General features: G+C 63.6%; 21 protein-coding genes. 16 read left to right on the top strand and 5 right to left on the bottom strand.

Features of this window, described 5'->3' with window-relative positions; translation table 11 throughout:
- Nucleotides 1-16: 16 nt before the first annotated feature.
- Complete coding sequence (locus ABIE52_RS13005) at nt 17-217, top strand: hypothetical protein (RefSeq protein ID WP_003941897.1); 201 nt, start codon at nt 17-19, stop codon at nt 215-217.
- Here ABIE52_RS13005 and ABIE52_RS13000 read toward each other — a convergent pair.
- Together ABIE52_RS13000 and ABIE52_RS12995 are read right to left on the bottom strand one after the other, a co-directional pair.
- Nucleotides 214-972, bottom strand: coding sequence for an acyl-[acyl-carrier-protein] thioesterase (locus ABIE52_RS13000; RefSeq protein ID WP_083291738.1), 759 nt, complete (start codon nt 970-972; stop codon nt 214-216). The genes ABIE52_RS13005 and ABIE52_RS13000 overlap by 4 nt on opposite strands.
- 44 nt (nt 973-1,016) lie before the next feature.
- On the bottom strand, nt 1,017-2,006 hold the full coding sequence (locus tag ABIE52_RS12995) for an NAD(P)-dependent alcohol dehydrogenase (RefSeq protein WP_192712118.1): 990 nt from the start codon (nt 2,004-2,006) through the stop codon (nt 1,017-1,019).
- A 65-nt stretch (nt 2,007-2,071) separates the two neighbouring features.
- On the opposite strand from ABIE52_RS12995, the gene ABIE52_RS12990 reads away from it, so the two are divergent.
- From ABIE52_RS12990 to ABIE52_RS12960, 7 genes are all read left to right on the top strand, one after another.
- Nucleotides 2,072-2,728 carry a TetR/AcrR family transcriptional regulator gene (locus ABIE52_RS12990; RefSeq protein WP_003941871.1) on the top strand — a complete coding sequence of 219 codons (657 nt, stop codon included), beginning with the start codon at nt 2,072-2,074 and terminating at the stop codon, nt 2,726-2,728.
- A 79-nt stretch (nt 2,729-2,807) separates the two neighbouring features.
- Nucleotides 2,808-3,773 carry an NADPH:quinone oxidoreductase family protein gene (locus ABIE52_RS12985; RefSeq protein WP_003941986.1) on the top strand — a complete coding sequence of 322 codons (966 nt, stop codon included), beginning with the start codon at nt 2,808-2,810 and terminating at the stop codon, nt 3,771-3,773.
- 89 nt (nt 3,774-3,862) lie between these two features.
- On the top strand, nt 3,863-4,333 hold the full coding sequence (locus ABIE52_RS12980; RefSeq protein ID WP_003941890.1) for a MarR family winged helix-turn-helix transcriptional regulator: 471 nt from the start codon (nt 3,863-3,865) through the stop codon (nt 4,331-4,333).
- Complete coding sequence (locus tag ABIE52_RS12975; RefSeq protein WP_003942006.1) at nt 4,330-5,862, top strand: DHA2 family efflux MFS transporter permease subunit; 1,533 nt, start codon at nt 4,330-4,332, stop codon at nt 5,860-5,862. Before ABIE52_RS12980 ends, ABIE52_RS12975 begins: the two co-directional genes overlap by 4 nt.
- A gap of 147 nt (nt 5,863-6,009) precedes the next feature.
- Nucleotides 6,010-7,104: an LLM class flavin-dependent oxidoreductase gene (locus ABIE52_RS12970; RefSeq protein ID WP_007728412.1), complete on the top strand. Its 1,095-nt coding sequence runs from the start codon at nt 6,010-6,012 to the stop codon at nt 7,102-7,104.
- A complete protein-coding gene (locus tag ABIE52_RS12965; protein ID WP_007728410.1) occupies nt 7,091-7,564 on the top strand; it encodes a MarR family winged helix-turn-helix transcriptional regulator in 474 nt (157 codons plus the stop codon). The genes ABIE52_RS12970 and ABIE52_RS12965 overlap by 14 nt, the downstream gene beginning before the upstream one ends.
- A gap of 20 nt (nt 7,565-7,584) precedes the next feature.
- Nucleotides 7,585-8,571 carry a pirin family protein gene (locus tag ABIE52_RS12960; protein ID WP_192712119.1) on the top strand — a complete coding sequence of 329 codons (987 nt, stop codon included), beginning with the start codon at nt 7,585-7,587 and terminating at the stop codon, nt 8,569-8,571.
- Nucleotides 8,572-8,611: 40 nt separating this feature from the next.
- Here the strand turns inward: ABIE52_RS12960 and ABIE52_RS12955 are convergent, their stop codons facing one another.
- The 3 genes from ABIE52_RS12955 to ABIE52_RS12945 are packed head-to-tail and all read right to left on the bottom strand — an operon-like array spanning nt 8,612 to nt 10,841.
- Nucleotides 8,612-9,139: a gamma carbonic anhydrase family protein gene (locus tag ABIE52_RS12955; RefSeq protein WP_003941993.1), complete on the bottom strand. Its 528-nt coding sequence runs from the start codon at nt 9,137-9,139 to the stop codon at nt 8,612-8,614.
- Between the two features lie 44 nt (nt 9,140-9,183).
- A complete protein-coding gene (locus ABIE52_RS12950) occupies nt 9,184-10,044 on the bottom strand; it encodes an EamA family transporter (protein WP_042453112.1) in 861 nt (286 codons plus the stop codon).
- Nucleotides 10,041-10,841 (bottom strand): crotonase/enoyl-CoA hydratase family protein, encoded by an 801-nt coding sequence (locus ABIE52_RS12945; RefSeq protein WP_003942035.1) that lies wholly within the window; start codon nt 10,839-10,841, stop codon nt 10,041-10,043. The genes ABIE52_RS12950 and ABIE52_RS12945 overlap by 4 nt, the downstream gene beginning before the upstream one ends.
- A 109-nt stretch (nt 10,842-10,950) precedes the next feature.
- Here ABIE52_RS12945 and ABIE52_RS12940 point away from each other — a divergent pair, with 109 nt between their 5' ends.
- From ABIE52_RS12940 to ABIE52_RS12905, 8 genes are read left to right on the top strand one after another with little or no spacing between them, the layout of a single operon-like run.
- Nucleotides 10,951-11,772 (top strand): TIGR03084 family metal-binding protein, encoded by an 822-nt coding sequence (locus ABIE52_RS12940; RefSeq protein ID WP_007728406.1) that lies wholly within the window; start codon nt 10,951-10,953, stop codon nt 11,770-11,772.
- On the top strand, nt 11,769-13,490 hold the full coding sequence (locus ABIE52_RS12935; protein WP_007728405.1) for an acyclic terpene utilization AtuA family protein: 1,722 nt from the start codon (nt 11,769-11,771) through the stop codon (nt 13,488-13,490). The genes ABIE52_RS12940 and ABIE52_RS12935 overlap by 4 nt, the downstream gene beginning before the upstream one ends.
- On the top strand, nt 13,487-14,635 hold the full coding sequence (locus ABIE52_RS12930) for an acyl-CoA dehydrogenase family protein (RefSeq protein ID WP_007728404.1): 1,149 nt from the start codon (nt 13,487-13,489) through the stop codon (nt 14,633-14,635). The genes ABIE52_RS12935 and ABIE52_RS12930 overlap by 4 nt, the downstream gene beginning before the upstream one ends.
- Nucleotides 14,632-16,230: an acyl-CoA carboxylase subunit beta gene (locus ABIE52_RS12925; protein ID WP_003941989.1), complete on the top strand. Its 1,599-nt coding sequence runs from the start codon at nt 14,632-14,634 to the stop codon at nt 16,228-16,230. The genes ABIE52_RS12930 and ABIE52_RS12925 overlap by 4 nt, the downstream gene beginning before the upstream one ends.
- Before the next feature lie 8 nt (nt 16,231-16,238).
- A complete protein-coding gene (locus tag ABIE52_RS12920; RefSeq protein ID WP_007728402.1) occupies nt 16,239-18,224 on the top strand; it encodes an acetyl/propionyl/methylcrotonyl-CoA carboxylase subunit alpha in 1,986 nt (661 codons plus the stop codon).
- A complete protein-coding gene (locus tag ABIE52_RS12915; RefSeq protein ID WP_003942033.1) occupies nt 18,224-19,384 on the top strand; it encodes an acyl-CoA dehydrogenase family protein in 1,161 nt (386 codons plus the stop codon). Before ABIE52_RS12920 ends, ABIE52_RS12915 begins: the two co-directional genes overlap by 1 nt.
- Nucleotides 19,385-19,397: 13 nt before the next feature.
- Nucleotides 19,398-20,183: an enoyl-CoA hydratase family protein gene (locus ABIE52_RS12910; protein ID WP_007728400.1), complete on the top strand. Its 786-nt coding sequence runs from the start codon at nt 19,398-19,400 to the stop codon at nt 20,181-20,183.
- Nucleotides 20,184-20,243: 60 nt separating this feature from the next.
- Nucleotides 20,244-20,855, top strand: a complete 612-nt coding sequence (locus tag ABIE52_RS12905; RefSeq protein ID WP_003942008.1) for a TetR/AcrR family transcriptional regulator — start codon at nt 20,244-20,246, stop codon at nt 20,853-20,855.
- Nucleotides 20,856-20,868: the final 13 nt, after the last annotated feature.

The raw sequence follows: 20,868 nt of genomic DNA, 5'->3' as shown, positions 1-20,868 counted from the left end.
TTGAAGGAGGTTTTCGATGGCCGGTAAGAAGCTCGATCGAACTAATGCCCGAACTGCACTCGAGGTGGTACGCGAAAGCCCCACCATCGCTTTCATCACCGTTGCCCCGGCAGTGGTCGTGTTCGGCGTGGTGTGGTGGCTCTTCGGTTTCTGGGCCGCGATTCTTCTTGCGTTGGTGTTCGGTGTCGCGGCTGTCGCGACCCAGAAACTGCGTTAGAGGGCGCTCACCTGCGCAACTGCGCGGAGCGCTTCGCCGACCAGGAACCAGACCGTGACGGTCTTGTCGTCGACGCGGCTGCGCAGGACGACGTCGTCGCTGGAGACGATGGGGGAGAGGTACTCGATCAGTGCTCGATGCGGAACTGTCCGTAGTTCGGTGCGAGCGCTGAGGACCTCTTCGACTGCCTGCCAGTAGACGGCGTTGTTGACGTGGTCGAACGGGTCGATATCCGTGGCGCGCAGAGCGAACGGCGTGTCCAGAACACCCGCGCCGTCCGCCTCCGGTGCGTTCTCGGCGAGTACCCGCTTCCACTTCAGGCGATGCTCGTCGGTGGATTCCTCCAGTGGCCGCATGAAGTCGTCACTCATCCGCGTGGGCATGCCCGACTCGGCGCTGATGTTGATCCAGAAGCCTTCGGTTTCCATCAGCGCGCCGTTGCTGCCGTCGAAGCGCACACGCATGTTCGCCCATCTCGTGGAGAAGCCGGAGCACCAGCGAGTCATCGTCAACTCTTCCGGCCAGATCGCCGGGCGTACGACGTCGACGACCGTACGACGCACTATCCAGAGCGGATGGGTGTCGATGGCTCCCGCGGCCTCGATGTTGTCGTTGCCGATGTCCTGCAGGTAGCGGGCGACGGCGTCGAGCCTGACCTGCTTGGCGACGTCGATGTCGCCGGTGCGGACCGGGCGGGACTTGACGAAGATCGGTCCTCGGTCCGGCTGTTGCGCGAGCGTGAGATCTGGGTTCACGTGAGATTCCTGTTCGCTGGAGTGAGCCGATTCTGTCAGGCTTTTCAGCGAGTGGCGATTATCTGCTTTCCGCAGCCGGAGCCGTCGACCATTCGTGCCACGGCGACGGCGGTGTCGGCAAGGGGATGAACGGAGTCGATCACCGGGGTGATGTCACCTGCGTCGATCATCTGCGTCAGGACCTCCAGATCGTCGGCGTTCTCCGAAGCGATGAAGGTGCCCATTTTCTGAGATATGAACGGAGACAAGCACTGTGCGCGTATTTGGCGATCGGTTCCGCCGAGCCACCGTCCGCCGTTCTCGCCGCCGACGATCACCAGCGTTCCGGTGCGTGTGAGCGCCCGTCGAAGATCTCGCAGTCGGCGGTTGCCGCCGGTGTCGATGATGACGTCGTACCGATGCGATCCGTCGGTGGCGTCGTCGACGCGGTAGTCGAGAACCTCGTCGGCACCGATGGAGCGGACGGTATCGGTTTTCGAGGTGCTGCACACGCCGGTGACGTGAGCGCCCATGGCTTTTGCCACCTGCACCGCGTAGATCCCGACGCCACCGGATGCGCCGAGTACGAGGACGGATTGGCCCGCCTGCACGCGGCCGTGGTCGCGCACGGCTTGCAACGCTGTGAGGGCGGAGACCGGCACCGCTGCTGCTTGTGCGAACGACAACCGGGCAGGTTTTGCGGCAATCTTCGTCTCGAGTGCGCGTGCGTACTCCGCGAACGAACCGACCGCGATCCCGTATACCTCCTGGCCGACTGCCACGCGGGTCACCGAACTGCCGACGGCCTCGACTCGGCCGGATACGTCCAGTCCGCGTACCCGGTTCCTAGGTCTGCGCAGCCCGAAACCCGCGAGGCGCAACGGATATGGCAGTCCGGCCATGAGATGCCATGCCCCGCGGTCGACGGACGCGGCCTCGACGCGTATCAGCACTTCGTTGTCGGCGACAGCGGGGCGCGGAATGTGGTCGACGTAGAGAACGTCGGCCTCGCCGTAGCGATCCTGTACGACGGCGGTCATCAGTTCCTTCGGCATGCGAGTCTCCGTTCGTCGAATACTTACAGCGTAAGTATTGCACTTACGGTGTAAGTTCTGTCAACGTGGAGAAGCGCGCAAGATTGACCCGAGACGACGTCGTACACGCTGCTGTCGCGCTTGCCGATTCCGTCGGAATCGATTCGATGACCATGCGGAAGTTGGGCACCGAACTGGGCGTCGAAGCGATGTCTCTGTACAACCATGTTTCGGACAAGGGGGATCTGCTCGACGGAATGGTCGATGCGGTCTTCGCGGAGATCGATCTGCCGACGCCGGGACGCCCGTGGCGCACGGAACTTCACGTGCGAGCGGTATCGACAAGGGAAGTGTTGGGGAGGCACCCGTGGGCAACTCCGTTGATGGAGTCCCGAACGACGCCTGGTCCCGCGACCCTGCGCCACCACGATGCCGTCATCGGAACGCTACGCGCCGCCGACTTTCCCGTCGCCCTTGCTGCGCATGCCTTTTCGATCATGGATGCGTACATCTACGGCTTCGTGCTGCAAGAAGTGAGCTTGCCGTTCGAAACAGCGCAGGAAACGACGGAACTGGCGAAGGCGATCATGGGCTCGTTCGAGAGCGGTCAGTATCCGCACCTGGCCGAGTTGACCACCGAGCACGTCCTTGCTCCGGGATACAGCTACGCCGCCGAATTCGCTTTCGGTCTCGATCTGATTCTCGACGGACTCGAACGTCTGCACATCGGGAGCGAACGATGATCTGACGTGAGTACCGGGTTAAAGTCGAGAAAACCGGGTTACCGGTCCAGACTTCAGATGTCCCGAAGAGGAGCTTTCTGTGCGCGCCATGGTGGTTACGGAACTGTCCGGTCCCGAAGGAATTGTCGCGCAGGAGGTTCCCGAGCCCGCAGCCGAAGGTCTTGTTCTCATCGATGTGAAGGCAAGTGGCGTCTGCTTTCCGGACCTGCTCATCACCTACGGCAAGTATCAGATCCGCCCGGAACCGCCGTTCATTCCCGGAGCGGAGATATCGGGCGTCGTGGTCTCCGCGCCGGAAGGGTCGGGTTTCGCTCCGGGTGATCGTGTTCTGGCGGCCGCGTATCTGGGTGGGTATGCAGAGCGGATTGCCGTCAACCCGGCGCAGGTACTCCGAATTCCGGACGGACTCGCCTTCGACGAGGCGGCCTCGCTGATCATCAACTATCAGACGATGGAGTTCGCGCTCGCTCGTCGCGCGAAGATCGTCGCGGGGGAGACAGTCGTCGTGCTGGGCGCTGCAGGCGGAGTCGGAACGGCAACCATCCAGCTGGCCAAGGCGCACGGTGCCCGGGTGATCGCCGTGGTACGACGCGAGGGCGTCGATGACTTCTTGCGTGAGCTCGGTGCCGACGAGGTGGTCGCGCTGGCTCCGGGATGGGGAGAGCGGATTCGGGAACTGACCGACGGCGTCGGCGCTCAGATCGTGGTGGATCCGGTGGGCGGCGATGCGTTCGACGACGCGGTCCGGGTTCTGGCACCCGAAGGACGACTCGTGGTGATCGGATTCGCCGGCGGCGGTATTCCCGAGGTAAAGGTGAACCGGGTGCTGTTTCGCAATATCAGCATTGTCGGCGCGGCATGGGGTGAGTTCACGCGTACCAATCCCGAGGCGGTAGCCGAGGTACACGCATCGCTGGTAGAGCACGTCCGAAACGGCTTGCGTCCGCTGGTCAAGGCACGGTATCCGCTTGCCGACGCAGCAGTTGCCCTGGCTGATCTCGAAAGCGGCAAAGTTCTCGGAAAGGCCATCTTGCTGCAGGAATGATTCTTTGCAACGTGATGGTGGTCACCAAATAATAAGTTGCAACATGTTTTCATTTGGGCAATAGTTGCAACCGCACTACCATTTGCCAGGTGATCGCTTCCGATTCTGATGACCTGTATGGAGCACTCGACGAGTTGTTCACTCGCCTGATGAGCGCCGGTGATTCGGAGTCGATCGATGCGTTGATCGAACTGGATCTCTCGTTCTCTCAGGTGCGTGTGCTGTTCGTACTTGCACAACGTGATGCGGCGATCCCGATCAACGAGGTTGCCGACGAGCTTCGGCTCTCGGTGGCAGCTACGGGGCGAAACATCGATCAGCTCGTGAACATGGGTCTGGTCGATCGCCGTGAAGACGAGCGGGACCGACGCGTCAAGCGGGTTTCCTTGTCGGAGGCCGGTCGTAAGGTGACGACCAACCACATCGAGTGCAAGCGCGGCCAGCTTCGCGAATTCGCGTCGCGTGTTCCTGAGCCAGAGCGGATTCGTTTGTTCGAGGCTCTCAAGCCCATTCTCGCGGGTGACTATCTGCGAGCACTTAACCAGGAGACTTCGCGATGACATCGCCGAACGCGCCGGCACCGGCGTCCGACAAACTTGACGGGGCGGTCCTCAAGATCGCTTCCGTGGTGGTGCTCGGCGCCATCATGTCGATTCTCGACGTAACCGTGGTGAGCGTCGCGCTCACCACCTTTGCCGAGGACTTCGAAACTTCGTACGCCACCGTCGCGTGGACGATGACGGCCTACACCCTCGCTTTGGCGACGGTCATTCCGGTTACCGGTTGGGCTGCCGACCGTTTCGGCACCAAGCGCCTCTACATGACGGCCCTGGTGCTGTTCGTGCTCGGTTCGGTCGCCTGTGCGATGGCGTGGGACATCACCTCGCTCATCGGCTTCCGTGTGCTCCAGGGCCTCGGCGGCGGCATGTTGATGCCGCTCGGTATGACGATCATGACCCGGGCCGCCGGTCCGGACCGCGTCGGTCGCGTCATGGCAGTTCTCGGTATCCCGATGCTGCTCGGCCCCATCGGTGGCCCGATCCTCGGTGGTTGGCTGATCGAGGCCGCGAGCTGGCACTGGATCTTCCTGATCAACCTGCCGATCGGCATCATCGCGTTGGCAGCGGCATTCATCATTCTGCCGTCCGACAAGGCGAAGCCTTCGGAGTCCTTCGACTTCCTCGGCATGATCCTGCTGTCACCCGGCCTCGCGCTGTTCTTGTTCGGTGTGTCGTCCATCCCTGAGGTGGGAACGGTTGCGTCGGCTCGGGTTCTGGTGTCGGCCGGTATCGGTCTGGCGCTGATCATCGCCTTCGTGTTCCACGCGCTCAACAAGGATCACCCGCTGATCGACCTGCACCTGTTCAAGAACCGTCAGTTGACCACCGCCGTCATCACGACGTCGCTGTTCATCGTCGCGTTCATGGGCGCCGGGTTGCTGTTCCCGAGCTACTTCATCCAGGTCGGCGGTCACACCACGCTCGCTGCCGGATTGTTGATGGCTCCGCAGGGTCTCGGCGCTATGGTCACCATGCCCATCGCTGGTCGACTGGTCGACAAGATCGGCCCGGGCAAGATCGTCCTGACCGGTTTGCCGTTGATTCTGATCGGCTTGGGTGTGTTCACACAGGTTGCCTCGGATTCCCCGACGTGGCTGCTGATGGGTGCCTTGTTCGTCATGGGCCTCGGTATGGGTTGCACCATGATGCCGCTGATGACCGCAGCTATCGTGACGCTCTCCAACGAGCAGATTGCTCGCGGCTCCACCCTGATGAACATCGTTCAGCAGACCGCAGGTTCGATCGGTACCGCCGTGATGTCGGTGGTCTTGACCAACCAGCTTCTCGATCGTGGCCTCGACACGACGATGGTCGGTGCGGCCTCGCACATTCCGACCGAACCGGGAAGTCCGCAGGAGTCTGCTGCGAATTCGATTCTCAGTGCGGCGTCGGATGCCTTCGGTAACACCTTCCTCGTTGCCACTGTGCTGATCGTCCTGACCCTCATCCCGGCGTTCTTCCTGCCGCGGAGCAAGACCACCAGGCCGGTGGCCGAGGGCGAGACGGCAACGCCGATCGTTATGCACTGACCGCTTTTCGGTAGATCGTTCGTCCAGGTGAGGGCGGCACACATCTTGTGTGCCGCCCTCACCTTTTTGCCGTGGAATACAGCCGGATGGTTGAATGTTTGATCAGTTACATGCAAACGCATGGATCTAGTTCGCGGAGGAGCAACCATGCAGTTCGGAATCTTCACGGTCGGTGACGTCACCACTGATCCCACGACGGGGGCGACCCCGACAGAGCACGAGCGCATCAAGGCCATGACGACCATCGCCAAGCACGCCGAGGAAGTCGGTCTCGACGTCTTCGCGACCGGCGAGCATCACAACAAGCCGTTCGTGCCGTCATCTCCGACCACGATGCTCGGATACATCGCGGCCCAGACCGAGAAGATCACGCTCTCCACGTCCACGACGCTGATCACCACCAACGACCCGGTGAAGATCGCCGAGGATTACGCGATGCTCCAGCACCTCGCCGAGGGGCGCGTCGATCTGATGATGGGTCGCGGAAACACCGCGCCTGTGTACCCGTGGTTCGGCAAGGACATTCGCGCCGGTATCCCGTTGGCGCTCGAGAACTATCAACTTCTTCGCCGGCTCTGGGACGAGGAGGTCGTGAACTGGCAAGGGGAGTACCGCACACCGCTGCAGGGATTCACGTCCACACCGCGCCCGCTGGACGGCGTCGCGCCGTTCGTGTGGCACGGCTCGATCCGCAGCCCCGAGATCGCGGAGATCGCGGCGTATCACGGCGACGGATTCTTCGCGAACAACATCTTCTGGCCGAAAGAGCACTACATCGAGCTGATCAATCTTTACCGCCGGCGTTACGAGCATTACGGCCACGGGTCCGCGGATCAGGCGATCGTCGGTCTCGGTGGTCAGGTCTTCATGCGCAAGAACAGTCAGGACGCGGTCAAGGAATTCCGTCCGTATTTCGACAATGCCCCGGTGTACGGCCACGGGCCCTCACTCGAAGAGTTCACGGAGCAGACCCCGCTGACGGTCGGTTCCCCCGAGCAGGTCATCGAGAAGACGTTGGCGTTTGCCGATTTCTTCGGTGACTACCAGCGCCAGCTGTTCCTGATGGATCACGCCGGACTGCCGCTGAAGACGGTGCTCGAGCAGCTCGATCTGCTCGGTGAGGAAGTTGTTCCGGTTCTGCGCCGTGAGTTCGCGGCCAGGCGGCCTGCACATGTGCCGGACAACCCGCCCACTCACGCGTCGATGAAGGCGGCTCGTGAGGCAAGCAGTGTCACTGCCTGACGAGCAACCGCCTGAGGTTCCGGTCAGCACCACCGAACTCGCCACCGACGCCTGGGAAGCCTTGTTTCGCGCCCAGGTGTCGGTGATGCGGCGGCTCTCTGCCGATGACGTCTGGGATCAGGTGTCGATGCGCGAGTACGACGTGCTGTTCACGCTGAGTCTTGCGCCGAGTAGTTCCCTTCGCCTGCATGACCTGAATCGGGAGATATTGCTGAGCCAGCCTTCGCTCAGTCGCCTGGTGGAACGGTTGGAGGGCGAAGGTCTGGTAACGAGAAGTGTTGATCCACAGGATCGCCGCGGGACGATCGTGCAACTCACCGAAACGGGTGCAGCGCTGCAGAAATCAGTGGGTCGCCGTCATGCCGCGAGCATCCGCCGCCACGTCGGACCGGCCCTGGACGCGGATGAACTTCGACTGTTGGCCGAATTGTGCACGCGTCTGCGTCTCGCGCAGTCATGACTGGAGGCAGGATGGACGATATGAGCAACCTCGAAGCGCAGCCCGTCGAGCAGGAATGCGAAGGCCATCCGGCGGAGAGCGAGATTCAGATCCTCACCCCGCGCGACGTACCGCTCGGTGGCCCGCGGGCCATGCGAGTGCGACGCACCCTCCCGCAACGCGAGCGTTCGCTGATCGGGGGATGGTGTTTTGCAGATCATTACGGTCCGGATGACGTCGGCTCAGGACGGGGCATGCATGTGCCGCCGCATCCGCATACCGGTTTGCAGACGGTGAGTTGGCTGTTCACCGGAGAGATCGAGCACCGTGACAGCATCGGTTCCCATGCGATGGTGCGGCCGGGTGAACTGAATCTGATGACGGCCGGGAGTGGGATCGCGCACTCCGAGGTGTCGACGCCGAATACGAAGGTTCTGCACGGGATGCAGTTGTGGGTGGCCCTGCCGGATGCGGCGCGCGATACCGCACCCGCGTTCGTTCACTATCGACCGGAGCCGGTGACAACCGATGGTGTCACGCTCAGTGTGTTCCTCGGTTCGCTCGCCGGTGAAACGTCTCCGGTGTCTACCTTCACCGAATTACTCGGTGCCGAGGTGATTCTCGATCCTGGGGCCGAGATCGCCCTCGATGTCGATCGTTCACATGAGCACGGCGTGATCGTCGATCAAGGATCGGTTGTTCTGCGTGGTACCACTGTCGGCTGGGCCGAGTTGGGTTATCAAGCACCGGGTTTCGGAAAACTGACTTTGCGCAATCCGGGATCCGAACCGGCTCGACTGCTACTTCTCGGCGGGAAACCGTTGGGCGAGCAGGTCATCATGTGGTGGAACTTCATGGGCCGTACACACGAAGAGATCGTCGAGTATCGACGCAAGTGGCAGGCCGAGCTTGCCTCCGGATTCGACGGCAGCGTCCCGGACCGGCGTTTCGGCGTCGTGCCGGGATACGACGGTCCGGCGCTCCCGGCACCCGAGTTGCCGAACAGCACGTTGCGGCCCCGAGGCTAGTCGTTGCTCTTGCTGCTACCGGCCGCGAGCGTCGTTTCGATCAGGCTTGTTCGATGTCCTGGTGAGCCTTCGCGAGCATGATGTAGCCGGCGCCGTTGGCGGTGATACCGGCCTTTTCGCCTTCGGAGAGTTCACGTTTGACCTTGGCGGGCACGCCGGCGACCAGTGATCCAGGTGGGATTTGCATCCCCTGAGACACGACGGCGCCGGCTGCAATCAGTGACCCCGAGCCGATGTGTGCGCCGTTGAGCACCACGGCACCCATGCCGACGAGAACGTCGTCTTCGACGGTGCACCCGTGCAGCACTGCGTTGTGGCCGACCGAGATTCGTTCGCCCAGCACTGCGGGGAACGTCGGGTCGGCGTGCACGGTGCAGTTGTCCTGAATGTTCGTGTCAGCGCCGATGGAGATCGATTCTGCGTCGCCGCGGATAACCGCGCCGTACCAGATGCTGGCTCCCGCAGCGATGGTCACCGCGCCGACAACGGTGGCGTTGGGTGCGATGAACGCACTTTCGTCGATCTGCGGGGTGTTACCGAGAACGGTGGCGATGATCGGGTTGGTCATGGTTCTCCTGTGCGTTGGAATGACGTGCTCTGACGGTACCTGGACTACTTCGCTGTGGGTTTTCGATTCATGACGACAGTGCCGACACCCGCGGTCACCACCAGTGCGATGGCCACGAGTGTGAATGCGTCGAGCGTTTGCCCGATCACGAGGACTCCGGCCAGTGCGGCCGCTGCGGGTTCGAGGGCGATGAGGACGGCAAAGACTTTCTTGGCTAGAGAGCGCAGCGCCCACATTTCCAAGCTGTACGGGATGACGGACGAGAGGACGGCGACGGCTGCGCCTGCGGCGAGCATCGTCGGATCCAGCAGTTCACTTCCGCCCGAGACGACGCCGAAGGGCAGCGTCAATACGGCCGCGACGATGCTTGCGCCTGCCAACCCGTCGGCGCTCGGGAGCGTCGCGGCCAGGTGGGAACCGGCCACGATGTATCCGGCCCACGCAGTAGCGGCGATCAACGCGAACATCACCCCGATCGGGTCCAAACCGGATTCGCCGTGATCGCCCAACCCGAGCAGCAACACTCCGCCGAAGGCGAGCAGCACCCATGCTCCGTCGGCCCACCGACGAGACAGAACTGCGGCCAGGGTGAGCGGTCCGAGGAACTCGATGGTGACGGCCGTTCCGATGGGCACCGTGTCGAGGGCGAGGTAGAAGGCGCCGTTCATCACGGCGAGGGCGATGCCCAGCGCGAAGATGCCTTTGCGCTGCCGGTTCGACCATCTGCTCCATCGCGGGCGGACGATGACGCCGAGGATGATCGCGGCGATCGTCAGCCGCAGCGTCGTGGCTCCGGCCGGCCCGATCTGCGAGAACAGTGTCGTCGCGAATGCCGCTCCGAACTGGAGCGACAGTATCGACGTGAGGACTGCTCCGACCGGCAGTAGCTGACTGCCGGCCTTCATTCTCCGGTGAACTCGGGACTTCGACGCTCGAGCATCGCGGCGACGGCTTCGTGGTGATCTCGGGTGTGGTGGGCGATCGACTGCATGGCGGCGGAGAGTTCGAGCAAGCTCTCGAGGCTCTGGTGCTGGCCCTCGCGGAGGAGCTTTTTGGTCATGCGGAGTACCTGCGGGGGATTGGCGGCTACTCGAGCTGCCAAAGCGTGCGCTGCGGAAAGCAATTCCTCGGGTTCGGTCACCTGCGAGACCAGACCCCAGTCGAGTGCTCTCGCAGCATCGATCGGTTCACCGGTGAACGCCATCTCGGCCGCGCGGGCGTTACCGATCGCGCGGGGGAGCAGCCACGCTCCGCCGTCGCCGGGAATGAGTCCTACCTTGACGAAACTCTCGGCGAAGACTGCGGCGGTCGAGGCGATGCGGAGGTCGCACATGAGTGAGAGGTCGCAGCCCGCTCCGATGGCCGGGCCGTTGACCGCCGCGATGGTCGGCACCTCACACGTGTACAGCGCGAGCGGGATGCGTTGGATGCCGTGCCGGTAGCCCTGGCGGATCTCGCCGGGTGCGCCACCGAACATGCCCTCCTTGTCTCGCATGTGCTTGACGTTGCCGCCGGAGGAGAAGGCCGATCCGGCCCCCGTCAGAATGACCGTGCGCACACTCTGATCTCGGTTGACCGCGGTGACTGCGTCTTCGAGGGCCTCGATCATGTCGATCTCGGAGATCGCATTGCGGGTGTCCGGGCGATTGAGGGTCCACGTGACCACATCGCCGGTTCGCGAGATCAGTACGGCGTCGCTCATGGGTGCTCCTGGTTGTCGATGGCAGTTGAACTCAGTCTCTCACCACAGGATTTCGCAATAACAATCATTCGTGCTTGATTTTTATGGATGTGGGTGTGATGCTGGTCGCATGGCCGAACTTCAGACGTTCATCGATGACTTGCGGGCCGAAGGCGAGAGCCTCGACGCCCTGGTTGCGGATCTGCCCGAGGAGAAGTGGGCGACAATGACGCCTGCGGAAGGGTGGACCATCGCACATCAGATCGGGCACCTGCACTGGACGGACAGTGCAGCGATCCTGGCGATCACCGACCCGGACGGGTTCGCGGAGCAGTTGAAGGCGGCGTTCGTGAACCCGGCAGGGTTTGTCGACGACGGTGCTGCCGAACAGGCGGCCCGCCAGCCGGCGGAGTTGCTCGCCGATTGGCGAGCGGGGCGCACCGCACTCGTCGAGGCGCTCACCGCCGCCCCGGCCGGAACCAAGTTCCCTTGGTACGGCCCGCCCATGGGCGGTGTCTCCATGGCTACCGCGCGACTGATGGAGACGTGGGCGCACGGGCAGGACGTTGCCGACGCACTCGGCGTCGAACGCGCTCCGACGGCGCGCATCAAGAACATCGCTCACCTGGGTGTGCGGACGCGAAACTTCGCGTACTCGGTCAACGAGAAGACGCCGCCCGCCGACGATTTCCGGGTTGAGTTGACCGCGCCGGACGGGTCGCTCTGGACCTGGGGGCCGGAAGATGCGCCGCAGAAGGTTACCGGGCCGGCGTTGGACTTCTGCTTGCTGGTCACCCAGCGCGCCAATCGCGCCGATCTCGATCTGGTCGCCGTGGGTGCCGATGCGGACGAGTGGCTCGGGTTCGCGCAGGCCTTTGCCGGACCCAGCGGTGAGGGACGAGCCGCCGTCGGATCCAGCGATGAGGGACGAGCATCGAAGGTGGGCAAATGAGTTCGGTACGGATCGGTAACTGCTCCGGGTTCTACGGCGACCGCGTCTCGGCGATGCGCGAGATGCTCGAGGGCGGCGAACTCGACTACCTGACCGGCGACTACCTGGCCGAACTGACGATGTTGATCCTCGGGCGGGATCGGATGAAGGACCCGTCGCTCGGCTACGCGAAGACGTTCCTGCGGCAGGTGGAGGACACGCTCGGCCTTGCGCTCGACAAGGGGGTGAAGATCGTCGCGAATGCAGGCGGTCTCAATCCCGCCGGACTGGCCGACGCGTTGCGCGAGGTCAACACCAAGCTGGGGTTGAACGCGAAGATCGCCCACGTCGAGGGCGACGATTTGATCTCTCGGGCAGACGAACTCGGACTCGGCTCCCCACTGACGGCCAACGCGTACCTCGGCGCCTGGGGCATCGTCGAAGCATTGTCGGCCGACGCCGATGTCGTGGTCACCGGACGGGTCACCGATGCCTCGGTGATCGTCGGTCCGGCCGCTCACCATTTCGGTTGGAAGCGAGATGATTTCGATCAGCTTGCCGGTGCTGTCGCGGCGGGCCACGTCATCGAGTGCGGAACCCAGGCCACCGGCGGCAACTACGCGTTCTTCGCAGAGATTCCCAATCTGGGCCGGCCTGGCTTCCCGATCGCCGAGATCAACGCGGACGGATCTTCGGTCATCACCAAACACGCCGGAACGGACGGCGAGGTGAGCGTCGGCACGGTGACGGCGCAGCTGCTGTACGAGATCACCGGTGGACGCTACGCGGGCCCGGACGTGACGACCCGCATCGACAACGCAGTGCTCACCCAGGAAGGCCCGGACCGGGTGTTGATCAGCGGCGTCACGGGCGAGGCTCCGCCGCCGCAGTACAAGGTCTCCCTGAACACGCTGGCCGGGTTCCGTAACGAGGCCACCTTCATCCTCACGGGTCTCGACATCGAGGCCAAGGCCGATCTGGCGAAGACTCAGCTCGAATCCTGGCTGACGAAGAAGCCCGCCGAACTGGTCTGGACTCTCGCTCGCACGGATCATCCGGATTCCGACACCGAGGAAACCGCGAGTGCGTTGCTGCGCTGCGTGGTTCGCGATTCCGACCCCAAGGTGATCGGTCGCCCTTTCTCCGCGGTTGCGGTGGAAATGGCACTTGCCAGCTACCCCGGCTTCTCGCTGACGGCTCCGCCGAGCAACGGCCAACCGTACGGAGTGTTCACCCCCGGCTACGTCGACGCGGGATCGGTGCCGCACGTGGCCGTACTGCCGGACGGCACGCGCGTGGACATCGCTCCGTCCACGTTGACGCAGGACCTCGAGCCCGTCGGCGAACCGGAGCGTCCGGAGCCGTTGCCGCCACAGTCTTCGCTGTCGGTACCACTCGGCACGATTGCGGGTGCCCGTAGCGGCGACAAGGGCGGAAATGCCAACGTCGGCGTCTGGGTTCGCACGGACGATCAGTGGAAGTGGTTGGCGCACACACTGACCGTCGAGATGCTCAAGGAACTGCTACCGGAAGCAGTAGACCTGAACGTCACTCGCTACCAGCTTCCGCACCTTCGTGCCGTCAACTTCGTGATCGAGGGAATTCTCGGTCAGGGTGTCGCCTCGCAGGCGCGGTTCGATCCGCAGGCCAAGGGAATTGGTGAATGGCTGCGTTCGCGCCACATCGACATCCCGATTTCGCTACTCCCCGTAACTGACGAGAAAGAGGATTCACGGTGACCGTGTGGACCACACCGGAAAGGCTTGCGCTTCGCGAGACCGTACGCGGATTCGTGAACCAGGAGATTCTGCCGCATCTGACGCAGTGGGAGCGCGACGGCGAGATTCCGCGCGAATTGCACCGCAAGGCAGGCGCTCTCGGACTCCTCGGGGCCAGTGCACCCGAATCGGCCGGTGGTGAGGGCGGCGACGCCGTCGACTCCATCGTGATCTGTGAGGAGATGCATCAGGCAGGTGCGTCGGGCGGGCTGTTCGCATCGCTCTTCACCTGCGGCATCGCGGTGCCGCACCTGATCGCGGCCGGCGACGAGGCGCAGATCGAGAAGTGGGTCAAGCCGACCCTGCGCGGCGACAAGATCGGCTCGCTCGCCATCACCGAGCCCGGCGGAGGCAGCGACGTCGGGCACCTGACAACTACAGCCAAGCGCGACGGCGATCATTACGTCGTGAACGGCGCCAAGACGTTCATCACCTCCGGCGTTCGAGCGGACTTCGTCGTTACAGCGGTGCGCACCGGTGGTCCCGGCGCGGGTGGTGTCTCACTGCTCGTGATCGAGAAGGGCACACCGGGATTCACCGTCTCGCGCAAACTCGAGAAGATGGGCTGGCGCGCATCCGATACCGCGGAACTCTCCTTTGTCGACGCCCGGGTTCCGGTGGAGAATCTGGTCGGTGCAGAGAACAGCGGCTTCGCGCAGATCGCCCAGGCATTTGTCTCCGAGCGGGTAGCGCTCGCCGCGCAGGCGTATGCCAGTGCAGAACGTTGCCTGGAGCTGACGCTCGAATGGTGCCGCGCCCGTGAGACTTTCGGTCGCCCCCTGATCAGTCGGCAGGCCGTCCAGAACACCGTCACCGAGATGGCCCGCAAGATCGACGTCGCCAAGGTGTACACGCACTCGGTGATCGAGCGGTACATGGCCGGTGACGGCGATCTGATCGCCGAGGTGTGCTTTGCGAAGAACACGGCAGTCGAGACGGGCGAATGGGTTGCGAACCAAGCTGTTCAGCTGTTCGGCGGCCTCGGATACATGCAGGAAAGCGAAGTGGAGAGGCAGTACCGGGACATGCGAATTCTGGGAATCGGTGGCGGAACCACCGAAATCCTCACCGGCCTCGCGGCCAAGCGATTGGGGTATCAGTCATGAGTGTCATCCGGTCAACACTGGACACCAATTCCGAGGTGTACAAGACCGCAACATCGACCATGAACACCAAGCTCGCCGAGATCGAGGTCGAGCACGCCAAGGCGTTGGCGGGTGGCGGTGAGAAGTACACCGAGCGGCACCACAAGCGGGGAAAGCTCCTGGCACGCGAGCGGATCGAACTCCTGCTCGATCAGGATTCACCGTTCCTCGAACTGTGTCCCCTCGCTGCGTGGGGGAGTGACTTCCCGGTCGGAGCCAGCACCGTGGTCGGTATCGGCGTCGTCGAAGGTGTCGAATGCCTGATCGTCGCCAACGATCCCACCGTGCGCGGCGGCACCAGCAATCCGTGGACGCTGCGTAAGGGTTTCCGGGCCAACGACATCGCCATGCAGAACCGCCTCCCGGTGATCTCCCTCGTAGAGTCCGGCGGCGCAGACTTGCCGACGCAGAAAGAGGTGTTCATCCCGGGCGGGCGTATGTTCCGTGACCTCACTCAGCTGTCCGCAGCCGGAATCCCCACCATTGCACTGGTCTTCGGTAACTCGACGGCCGGCGGTGCGTACATCCCGGGCATGTCCGATCACGTCGTGATGATCAAGGAACGCTCCAAGGTGTTCCTCGCAGGCCCGCCGCTGGTCAAGATGGCCACCGGTGAGGAATCCGACGACGAGGCACTCGGCGGCGCCGAAATGCACGCTCGCAAGTCCGGGTTGGCCGACTACTTCGCCGCCGACGAGCAGGACGCGATCCGCATCGGGCGCTCGATCGTCAAGCGGCTCAACTGGACCAAGAAGGGGCCGGCGCCGCGCGCGGAGATCATCGAACCGCTCGAGGATCCGGAAGAGTTGCTCGGCATCGTTCCGGCCGACCTGAAGATCCCGTTCGATCCGCGTGAGGTCATCGCCCGTATCGTCGACGGCTCCGACTTCGACGAGTTCAAGCCGCTCTACGGCTCCTCCCTCGTGACCGGGTGGGCCGAGCTGAACGGCTACCCGATCGGCATCCTGGCGAACGCACGTGGAGTGCTCTTCAGTGAGGAATCACAGAAGGCCACGCAGTTCATCCAGCTCGCCAATCGTTCCAACACGCCGTTGCTGTTCCTGCACAACACCACCGGCTACATGGTGGGTAAGGAATACGAGGAGGGCGGCATGATCAAGCACGGATCGATGATGATCAATGCGGTTGCCAACTCCAAGGTTCCGCACATCTCGATCCTGCTCGGAGCGTCGTACGGCGCCGGTCACTACGGTATGTGCGGACGCGCGTTCGATCCGCGGTTCCTCTTTGCGTGGCCCAGTTCCAAGTCCGCCGTCATGGGCGGTGCGCAGCTCGCCGGCGTCATCTCCATCGTGGGACGCGCTGCTGCCGAGGCCCGCGGCCAGGTCTTCGACGAGCAGGCCGACGCCGGCATGCGCGCGATGATCGAGAACCAGATCGAGGCCGAGTCACTTCCGATGTTCCTGTCGGGTCGTCTGTACGACGACGGCGTCATCGATCCCCGAGACACCCGCACCGTGGTGGGAATGTGCCTGTCGGCCATCGCCACCGCCCCGATCGAAGGCACCGAGAACTTCGGCGTCTTCCGTATGTGAGGCACGCCGTGACAATCACTTCAGTACTGGTCGCCAATCGTGGCGAAATCGCCCGCCGTGTCTTTGCAACCTGCCGCAAGAACGGAATCGGCACGGTCGCGGTATTTTCCGACGCAGATGCCGACAGCCCGCACGTCGCCGAAGCCGATGCTTCGGTTCGCCTACCGGGTAACACGCCTGCCGAGACCTACTTGCGGGGTGAGCTCGTCATCGCCGCCGCCAAGGCTTCGGGCGCCGACGGAATTCACCCCGGATACGGATTCCTCTCCGAGAACGCGGAGTTCGCGCGCAGCGTCATCGACGCGGGACTGACGTGGATCGGCCCGCCCGTCGAATCCATCGAGCTCATGGGGTCGAAGGTCGAGTCCAAGAAGATCATGGACGCCGCCGGAGTGCCGGTGCTCTCCGAACTCGATCCCGCCGCGGTGACCGAGGCTCATCTGCCGGTGCTGATCAAGGCGTCGGCGGGCGGCGGCGGACGCGGAATGCGTGTCGTTCGTGAATTGTCGGCGCTGGACGGCGAACTGGAAGCGGCGCGGCGTGAGGCGCAGTCCGCTTTCGGCGACCCGACAGTCTTCTGTGAGCGTTACCTCGAGACCGGTCGGCACATCGAGGTCCAGGTCATGGCCGACCGCCACGGTGCGGTGTGGGCGGTGGGGGAGCGCGAGTGCTCGATCCAGCGTCGGCATCAGAAGGTGGTCGAAGAGGCCCCGTCGCCGCTCGTGCAACGCATCCCCGCCATGCGCGACAGGCTGTTCGACGCCTCGCGGCTCGCAGCCAACGCCATCGGTTACGAGGGCGCAGGAACCGTCGAGTTCCTCGCCGACGAGAAGGGCGACTTCTTCTTCCTCGAAATGAACACGCGTTTGCAGGTGGAGCATCCGGTCACCGAGTGCACCACTGGACTCGATCTGGTGGAACTGCAATTGCAGGTCGCTTCAGGTGAAGCACTTCCGGACGATCAGCCGGAGATCCGTGGGCATTCGATCGAAGTGCGCCTGTACGCCGAGGACCCCGCCAAGAACTGGCAGCCGCAGAGCGGAACCGTCCACCACATCGAGTTGCCCGGTGACCCGCAAGAATTCAGTGTTCTGCGTGAGCAGGGCGTTCGCCTCGACTCCGGCGTCGTCGACGGCAGTGTTGTCGGCGTCCACTACGACCCGATGTTGGCCAAGGTCATCTCGTACGCGCCGACGCGGACCGCAGCTGCCCGGCTGCTCGCATCGACGCTGGCGCGCACCAGGATTCACGGACTGCGCACCAACCGCGACCTGCTCGTCAACGTCCTGGCCCACCCCGCCTTCATTGCCGGAGACACCGACACTGCCTTCTTCGAGACTCACGACCTCGAGAAGCTGTCTACGCCCTTGGCCGATACCGCCGCCGAAAGACTCTCGGCGCTGGCGGCGGCACTTGCCGATGCCGCGCACAACCGGGCGTCGGCCCGCGTCATCGGCCGCTTGCCCAGCGGGTGGCGCAACCTCCCGTCGCAGCCGCAGAGCAAGAGCTACTCCACTGCGTCGGGCGAGTACGACGTCCGCTACTCCCTGAGCCGAAGCGGCGTGCTGAGTGCAGAAGGCTTCGACGACGTGCGCCTGGTATCGGCAACTGCGACCCGGGTAGTGCTCGAGCAGAGCGGAGTACAGCGCTCGTTCGACGTTGCGGCCTACGGGAGTGAGATTTTTGTCGACTCCTCGCTCGGACCCGTCGCGTTGACGGCAGCACCGCGCTTCGTGGATCCGTCGGCAGAAGTCGCCGCCGGTTCGTTGCTCGCTCCGATGCCGGGATCGGTCATCCGCCTCGGTGCCGCACTCGGTGACACCGTCACCGCCGGCCAGCCGATTCTGTGGCTGGAGGCCATGAAGATGGAACACACCGTCACCGCGCCGACTGCCGGTGTCCTGGTGGAACTTCCGGTCGCCGTCGGCCAGCAGGTCGAGGTCGGATCGGTACTCGCACGTGTGGAAGAACCCGCTACAGAAGAGGAAGCATGATGAGTTTCATCGAAACCGAAGAGCAGAAGGAACTGCGGGCATCCGTTTCCAAACTGGGTGAGCGCTTCAACTACGTCGACTACGTGCTGCCCAAGGCGCGAAAGGGGGAGCCGCTCACCGAATTGTGGAACGAGGCGGGCAAACTCGGATTCCTGGGCGTCAACCTGCCTGAGGAATACGGCGGCGGCGGTGCAGGCATCTACGAACTCGCGCTGGTGCAGGAGGAATTGGCGGCGCAGGGTGCCGGTCTGCTCCTGGTTGTCGTATCCCCGGCCATCTGCGGCACCATCATCGGCAAGTACGGCACGGCGGAGCAGAAGCAGCAGTGGCTACCCAGCCTCGCCGACGGCTCCAAGATCATGGCGTTCGGAATCACCGAGGCCGACGCTGGTTCCAACTCTCATCAGATCACCACGACGGCACGCAGGGATGGCGACGACTGGATCCTGAGCGGCAACAAGATCTACATCTCGGGTGTCGATCAGGCTGACGCGGTCCTCGTCGTTGCGCGCACCGAGGACTCCAAGACGGGCAAGCTCAAGCCCGCTCTGTTCATCGTCCCCACGGATTCTCCCGGATTCGTGAAGACGCAGATGGAGATGGACATCATCGAACCGGACCACCAGTTCATCCTCTTCCTCGACGACGTCCGTCTGCCGGCCGACGCTCTGGTCGGCGAAGCCGATGCCGCCCTGATGCAGTTGTTCGCCGGCCTCAACCCCGAGCGCATCCTGGGTGCGTCGATGGCCATCGGCATGGGCCGTTACGCCCTGAATGCCGCAGTGAAGTTCGCCAACGAGCGCACGGTGTGGAAGACGCCGATCGGTGCGCACCAAGGCATTTCGCATCCACTCGCGCAGGTGAAGATCGAACTCGAGCTCGCCAAGCTGATGATGCAGAAGGCCGCGGTGCTCTACGACAGCGGTGACGATTTCGGTGCTGCCGAAGCCGCGAACATGGCCAAGTACGCCGCCGCCGAAGCCAGCATCAAGGCGCTCGATCAGGCGATCCAGACGCATGGCGGCGCAGGACTGACGAAGGAATACGGACTGGCCGCCATGCTCGGTGCGGCTCGTATCGCCCGTGTCGCGCCGGTGAGCCGCGAGATGATCCTCAACTTCGTCTCACAGCATTCCCTCGGTCTGCCACGGTCCTACTAGGAAGAGGCGACTCATGACGGATCAGGACAAGCCATACGTACGGTACGAAGTATCGGGCGGTGCTGCCACGATCACTCTCGACTCACCCCACAACCGCAACGCGATTTCGACGCGGTTGGTCACGGAGTTGCAGGCTGGGTTGACGTCGGCTGCCGCCGATCCGGCAGTTCGAGCGGTGGTACTCACCCACACCGGTGGAACATTCTGTGCGGGAGCCGATCTCAGTGAGGCCTCCGGTTCGTCCGCATCACCGGAGGACGCCGTCAAGGAGCGAGGACGGGGGATGCTGACACTCTTGCGCAGCATTCTCGAGCTTCCCAAGCCGGTGATCGGGCGGATCGACGGTCACGTCCGGGCCGGAGGCATGGGTCTTGTCGGGGCGTGCGACATCGTCGTCGCCGGACCGGCGAGCACCTTCGCGGTGACGGAATCACGGTTGGGTTTGGCAGCGTCCATCATTTCGCTCACGGTCCTACCGAGGCTCGACCAGCGATCTGCGAGCCGCTATCTGCTCACCGGCGAGAAGTTCGGCCAGCACGAGGCCGAATCCATCGGACTCGTCACCTCCGCGTCGCAGGACACGGAGGAGTCGATCACCGAACTGCTCGGCACCTTGCGCCAATGTTCACCGCAGGGACTTGCCGAATCGAAGTGGATCACGACGCGTTCGGTCCTGGCTGGATTCGACCGGGACGGCGAGGAGATGATCGCGCAGTCGGCTCGGCTGTTTTCCTCTGACGAGGCTCGTGAGGGCATGATGTCTTTCTTGCAGAAGCGTCCAGCGGCCTGGGCGCAGTAGAAACTGCGCAGCTGGGACACAGAAGCGCTGGAACACAGAAGTAGAAGGGATGGCGGCGCGATGACTCGAGAGCCCAAGCAGGACCGAAGTCGAGTCACGCGCTCCCACCTGCTCGAAGTGACTGTGGAGTGTCTCGCCGAACTCGGGTGGAGCGCAACGACGATGAGCGTCGTCGCGCAGCGTGCCGGGGTGTCCAGAGGCGCCATGCAGCATCACTTCCCGACCCGCGAGGACCTCATCACCGCGGCGCTCGAGGTGATGTTCGACGCCCGGATGGATCAGGCACGAAAGGAATCGACCGACCTTCCGGTGGGTGCCGGACGAACCGAGGCGATCATTTCGCGGTTGGTGGAGTACTACACCGGGACTCTGTTCAAAGCAGCACTGCAGGTGTGGACGGCCGCTGCCTCCGACCCCGACCTGCGTGCCCGCGTACTGCCCCTCGAGGAACGATTCGGGCGCATCGCGCACCGCATGGCCGTCGAGAGTCTGGGTGTCGACGACTCCGACCCGGTGACGCACCGCTTGGTACAGGCGACCCTGGACCTGGCCCGCGGGCTGGGGCTGGCTGATGTCTTGACAGACGACTCGCGCCGACGCACCGAGGTGGTCAAACAGTGGGCGGCGCAATTGGATTCCACACTTGTTCGGGTACCGGTGGCAACTCCCTGAATCGGTAGCGGCG

Origin of the sequence: Rhodococcus sp. OAS809 (assembly GCF_040546695.1) — a bacterium.
Classification (GTDB): domain Bacteria; phylum Actinomycetota; class Actinomycetes; order Mycobacteriales; family Mycobacteriaceae; genus Rhodococcus_F; species Rhodococcus_F qingshengii.
This window is presented reverse-complemented; position numbering and strand designations above follow the sequence as displayed.

Coding starts and splice junctions, on each gene's coding strand:
- ABIE52_RS12950 (WP_042453112.1), bottom strand. CDS start 10,044: ATGAAGGCCGGCAGTCAGCTACTGCCGGTCGGAGCAGTCCTCACGTCG.
- ABIE52_RS12975 (WP_003942006.1), top strand. CDS start 4,330: ATGACATCGCCGAACGCGCCGGCACCGGCGTCCGACAAACTTGACGGG.
- ABIE52_RS12940 (WP_007728406.1), top strand. CDS start 10,951: ATGGCCGAACTTCAGACGTTCATCGATGACTTGCGGGCCGAAGGCGAG.
- ABIE52_RS12945 (WP_003942035.1), bottom strand. CDS start 10,841: ATGAGCGACGCCGTACTGATCTCGCGAACCGGCGATGTGGTCACGTGG.
- ABIE52_RS12910 (WP_007728400.1), top strand. CDS start 19,398: ATGACGGATCAGGACAAGCCATACGTACGGTACGAAGTATCGGGCGGT.
- ABIE52_RS12955 (WP_003941993.1), bottom strand. CDS start 9,139: ATGACCAACCCGATCATCGCCACCGTTCTCGGTAACACCCCGCAGATC.
- ABIE52_RS12915 (WP_003942033.1), top strand. CDS start 18,224: ATGAGTTTCATCGAAACCGAAGAGCAGAAGGAACTGCGGGCATCCGTT.
- ABIE52_RS12970 (WP_007728412.1), top strand. CDS start 6,010: ATGCAGTTCGGAATCTTCACGGTCGGTGACGTCACCACTGATCCCACG.
- ABIE52_RS12995 (WP_192712118.1), bottom strand. CDS start 2,006: ATGCCGAAGGAACTGATGACCGCCGTCGTACAGGATCGCTACGGCGAG.
- ABIE52_RS12925 (WP_003941989.1), top strand. CDS start 14,632: ATGAGTGTCATCCGGTCAACACTGGACACCAATTCCGAGGTGTACAAG.
- ABIE52_RS12960 (WP_192712119.1), top strand. CDS start 7,585: ATGAGCAACCTCGAAGCGCAGCCCGTCGAGCAGGAATGCGAAGGCCAT.
- ABIE52_RS13005 (WP_003941897.1), top strand. CDS start 17: ATGGCCGGTAAGAAGCTCGATCGAACTAATGCCCGAACTGCACTCGAG.
- ABIE52_RS12935 (WP_007728405.1), top strand. CDS start 11,769: ATGAGTTCGGTACGGATCGGTAACTGCTCCGGGTTCTACGGCGACCGC.
- ABIE52_RS12905 (WP_003942008.1), top strand. CDS start 20,244: ATGACTCGAGAGCCCAAGCAGGACCGAAGTCGAGTCACGCGCTCCCAC.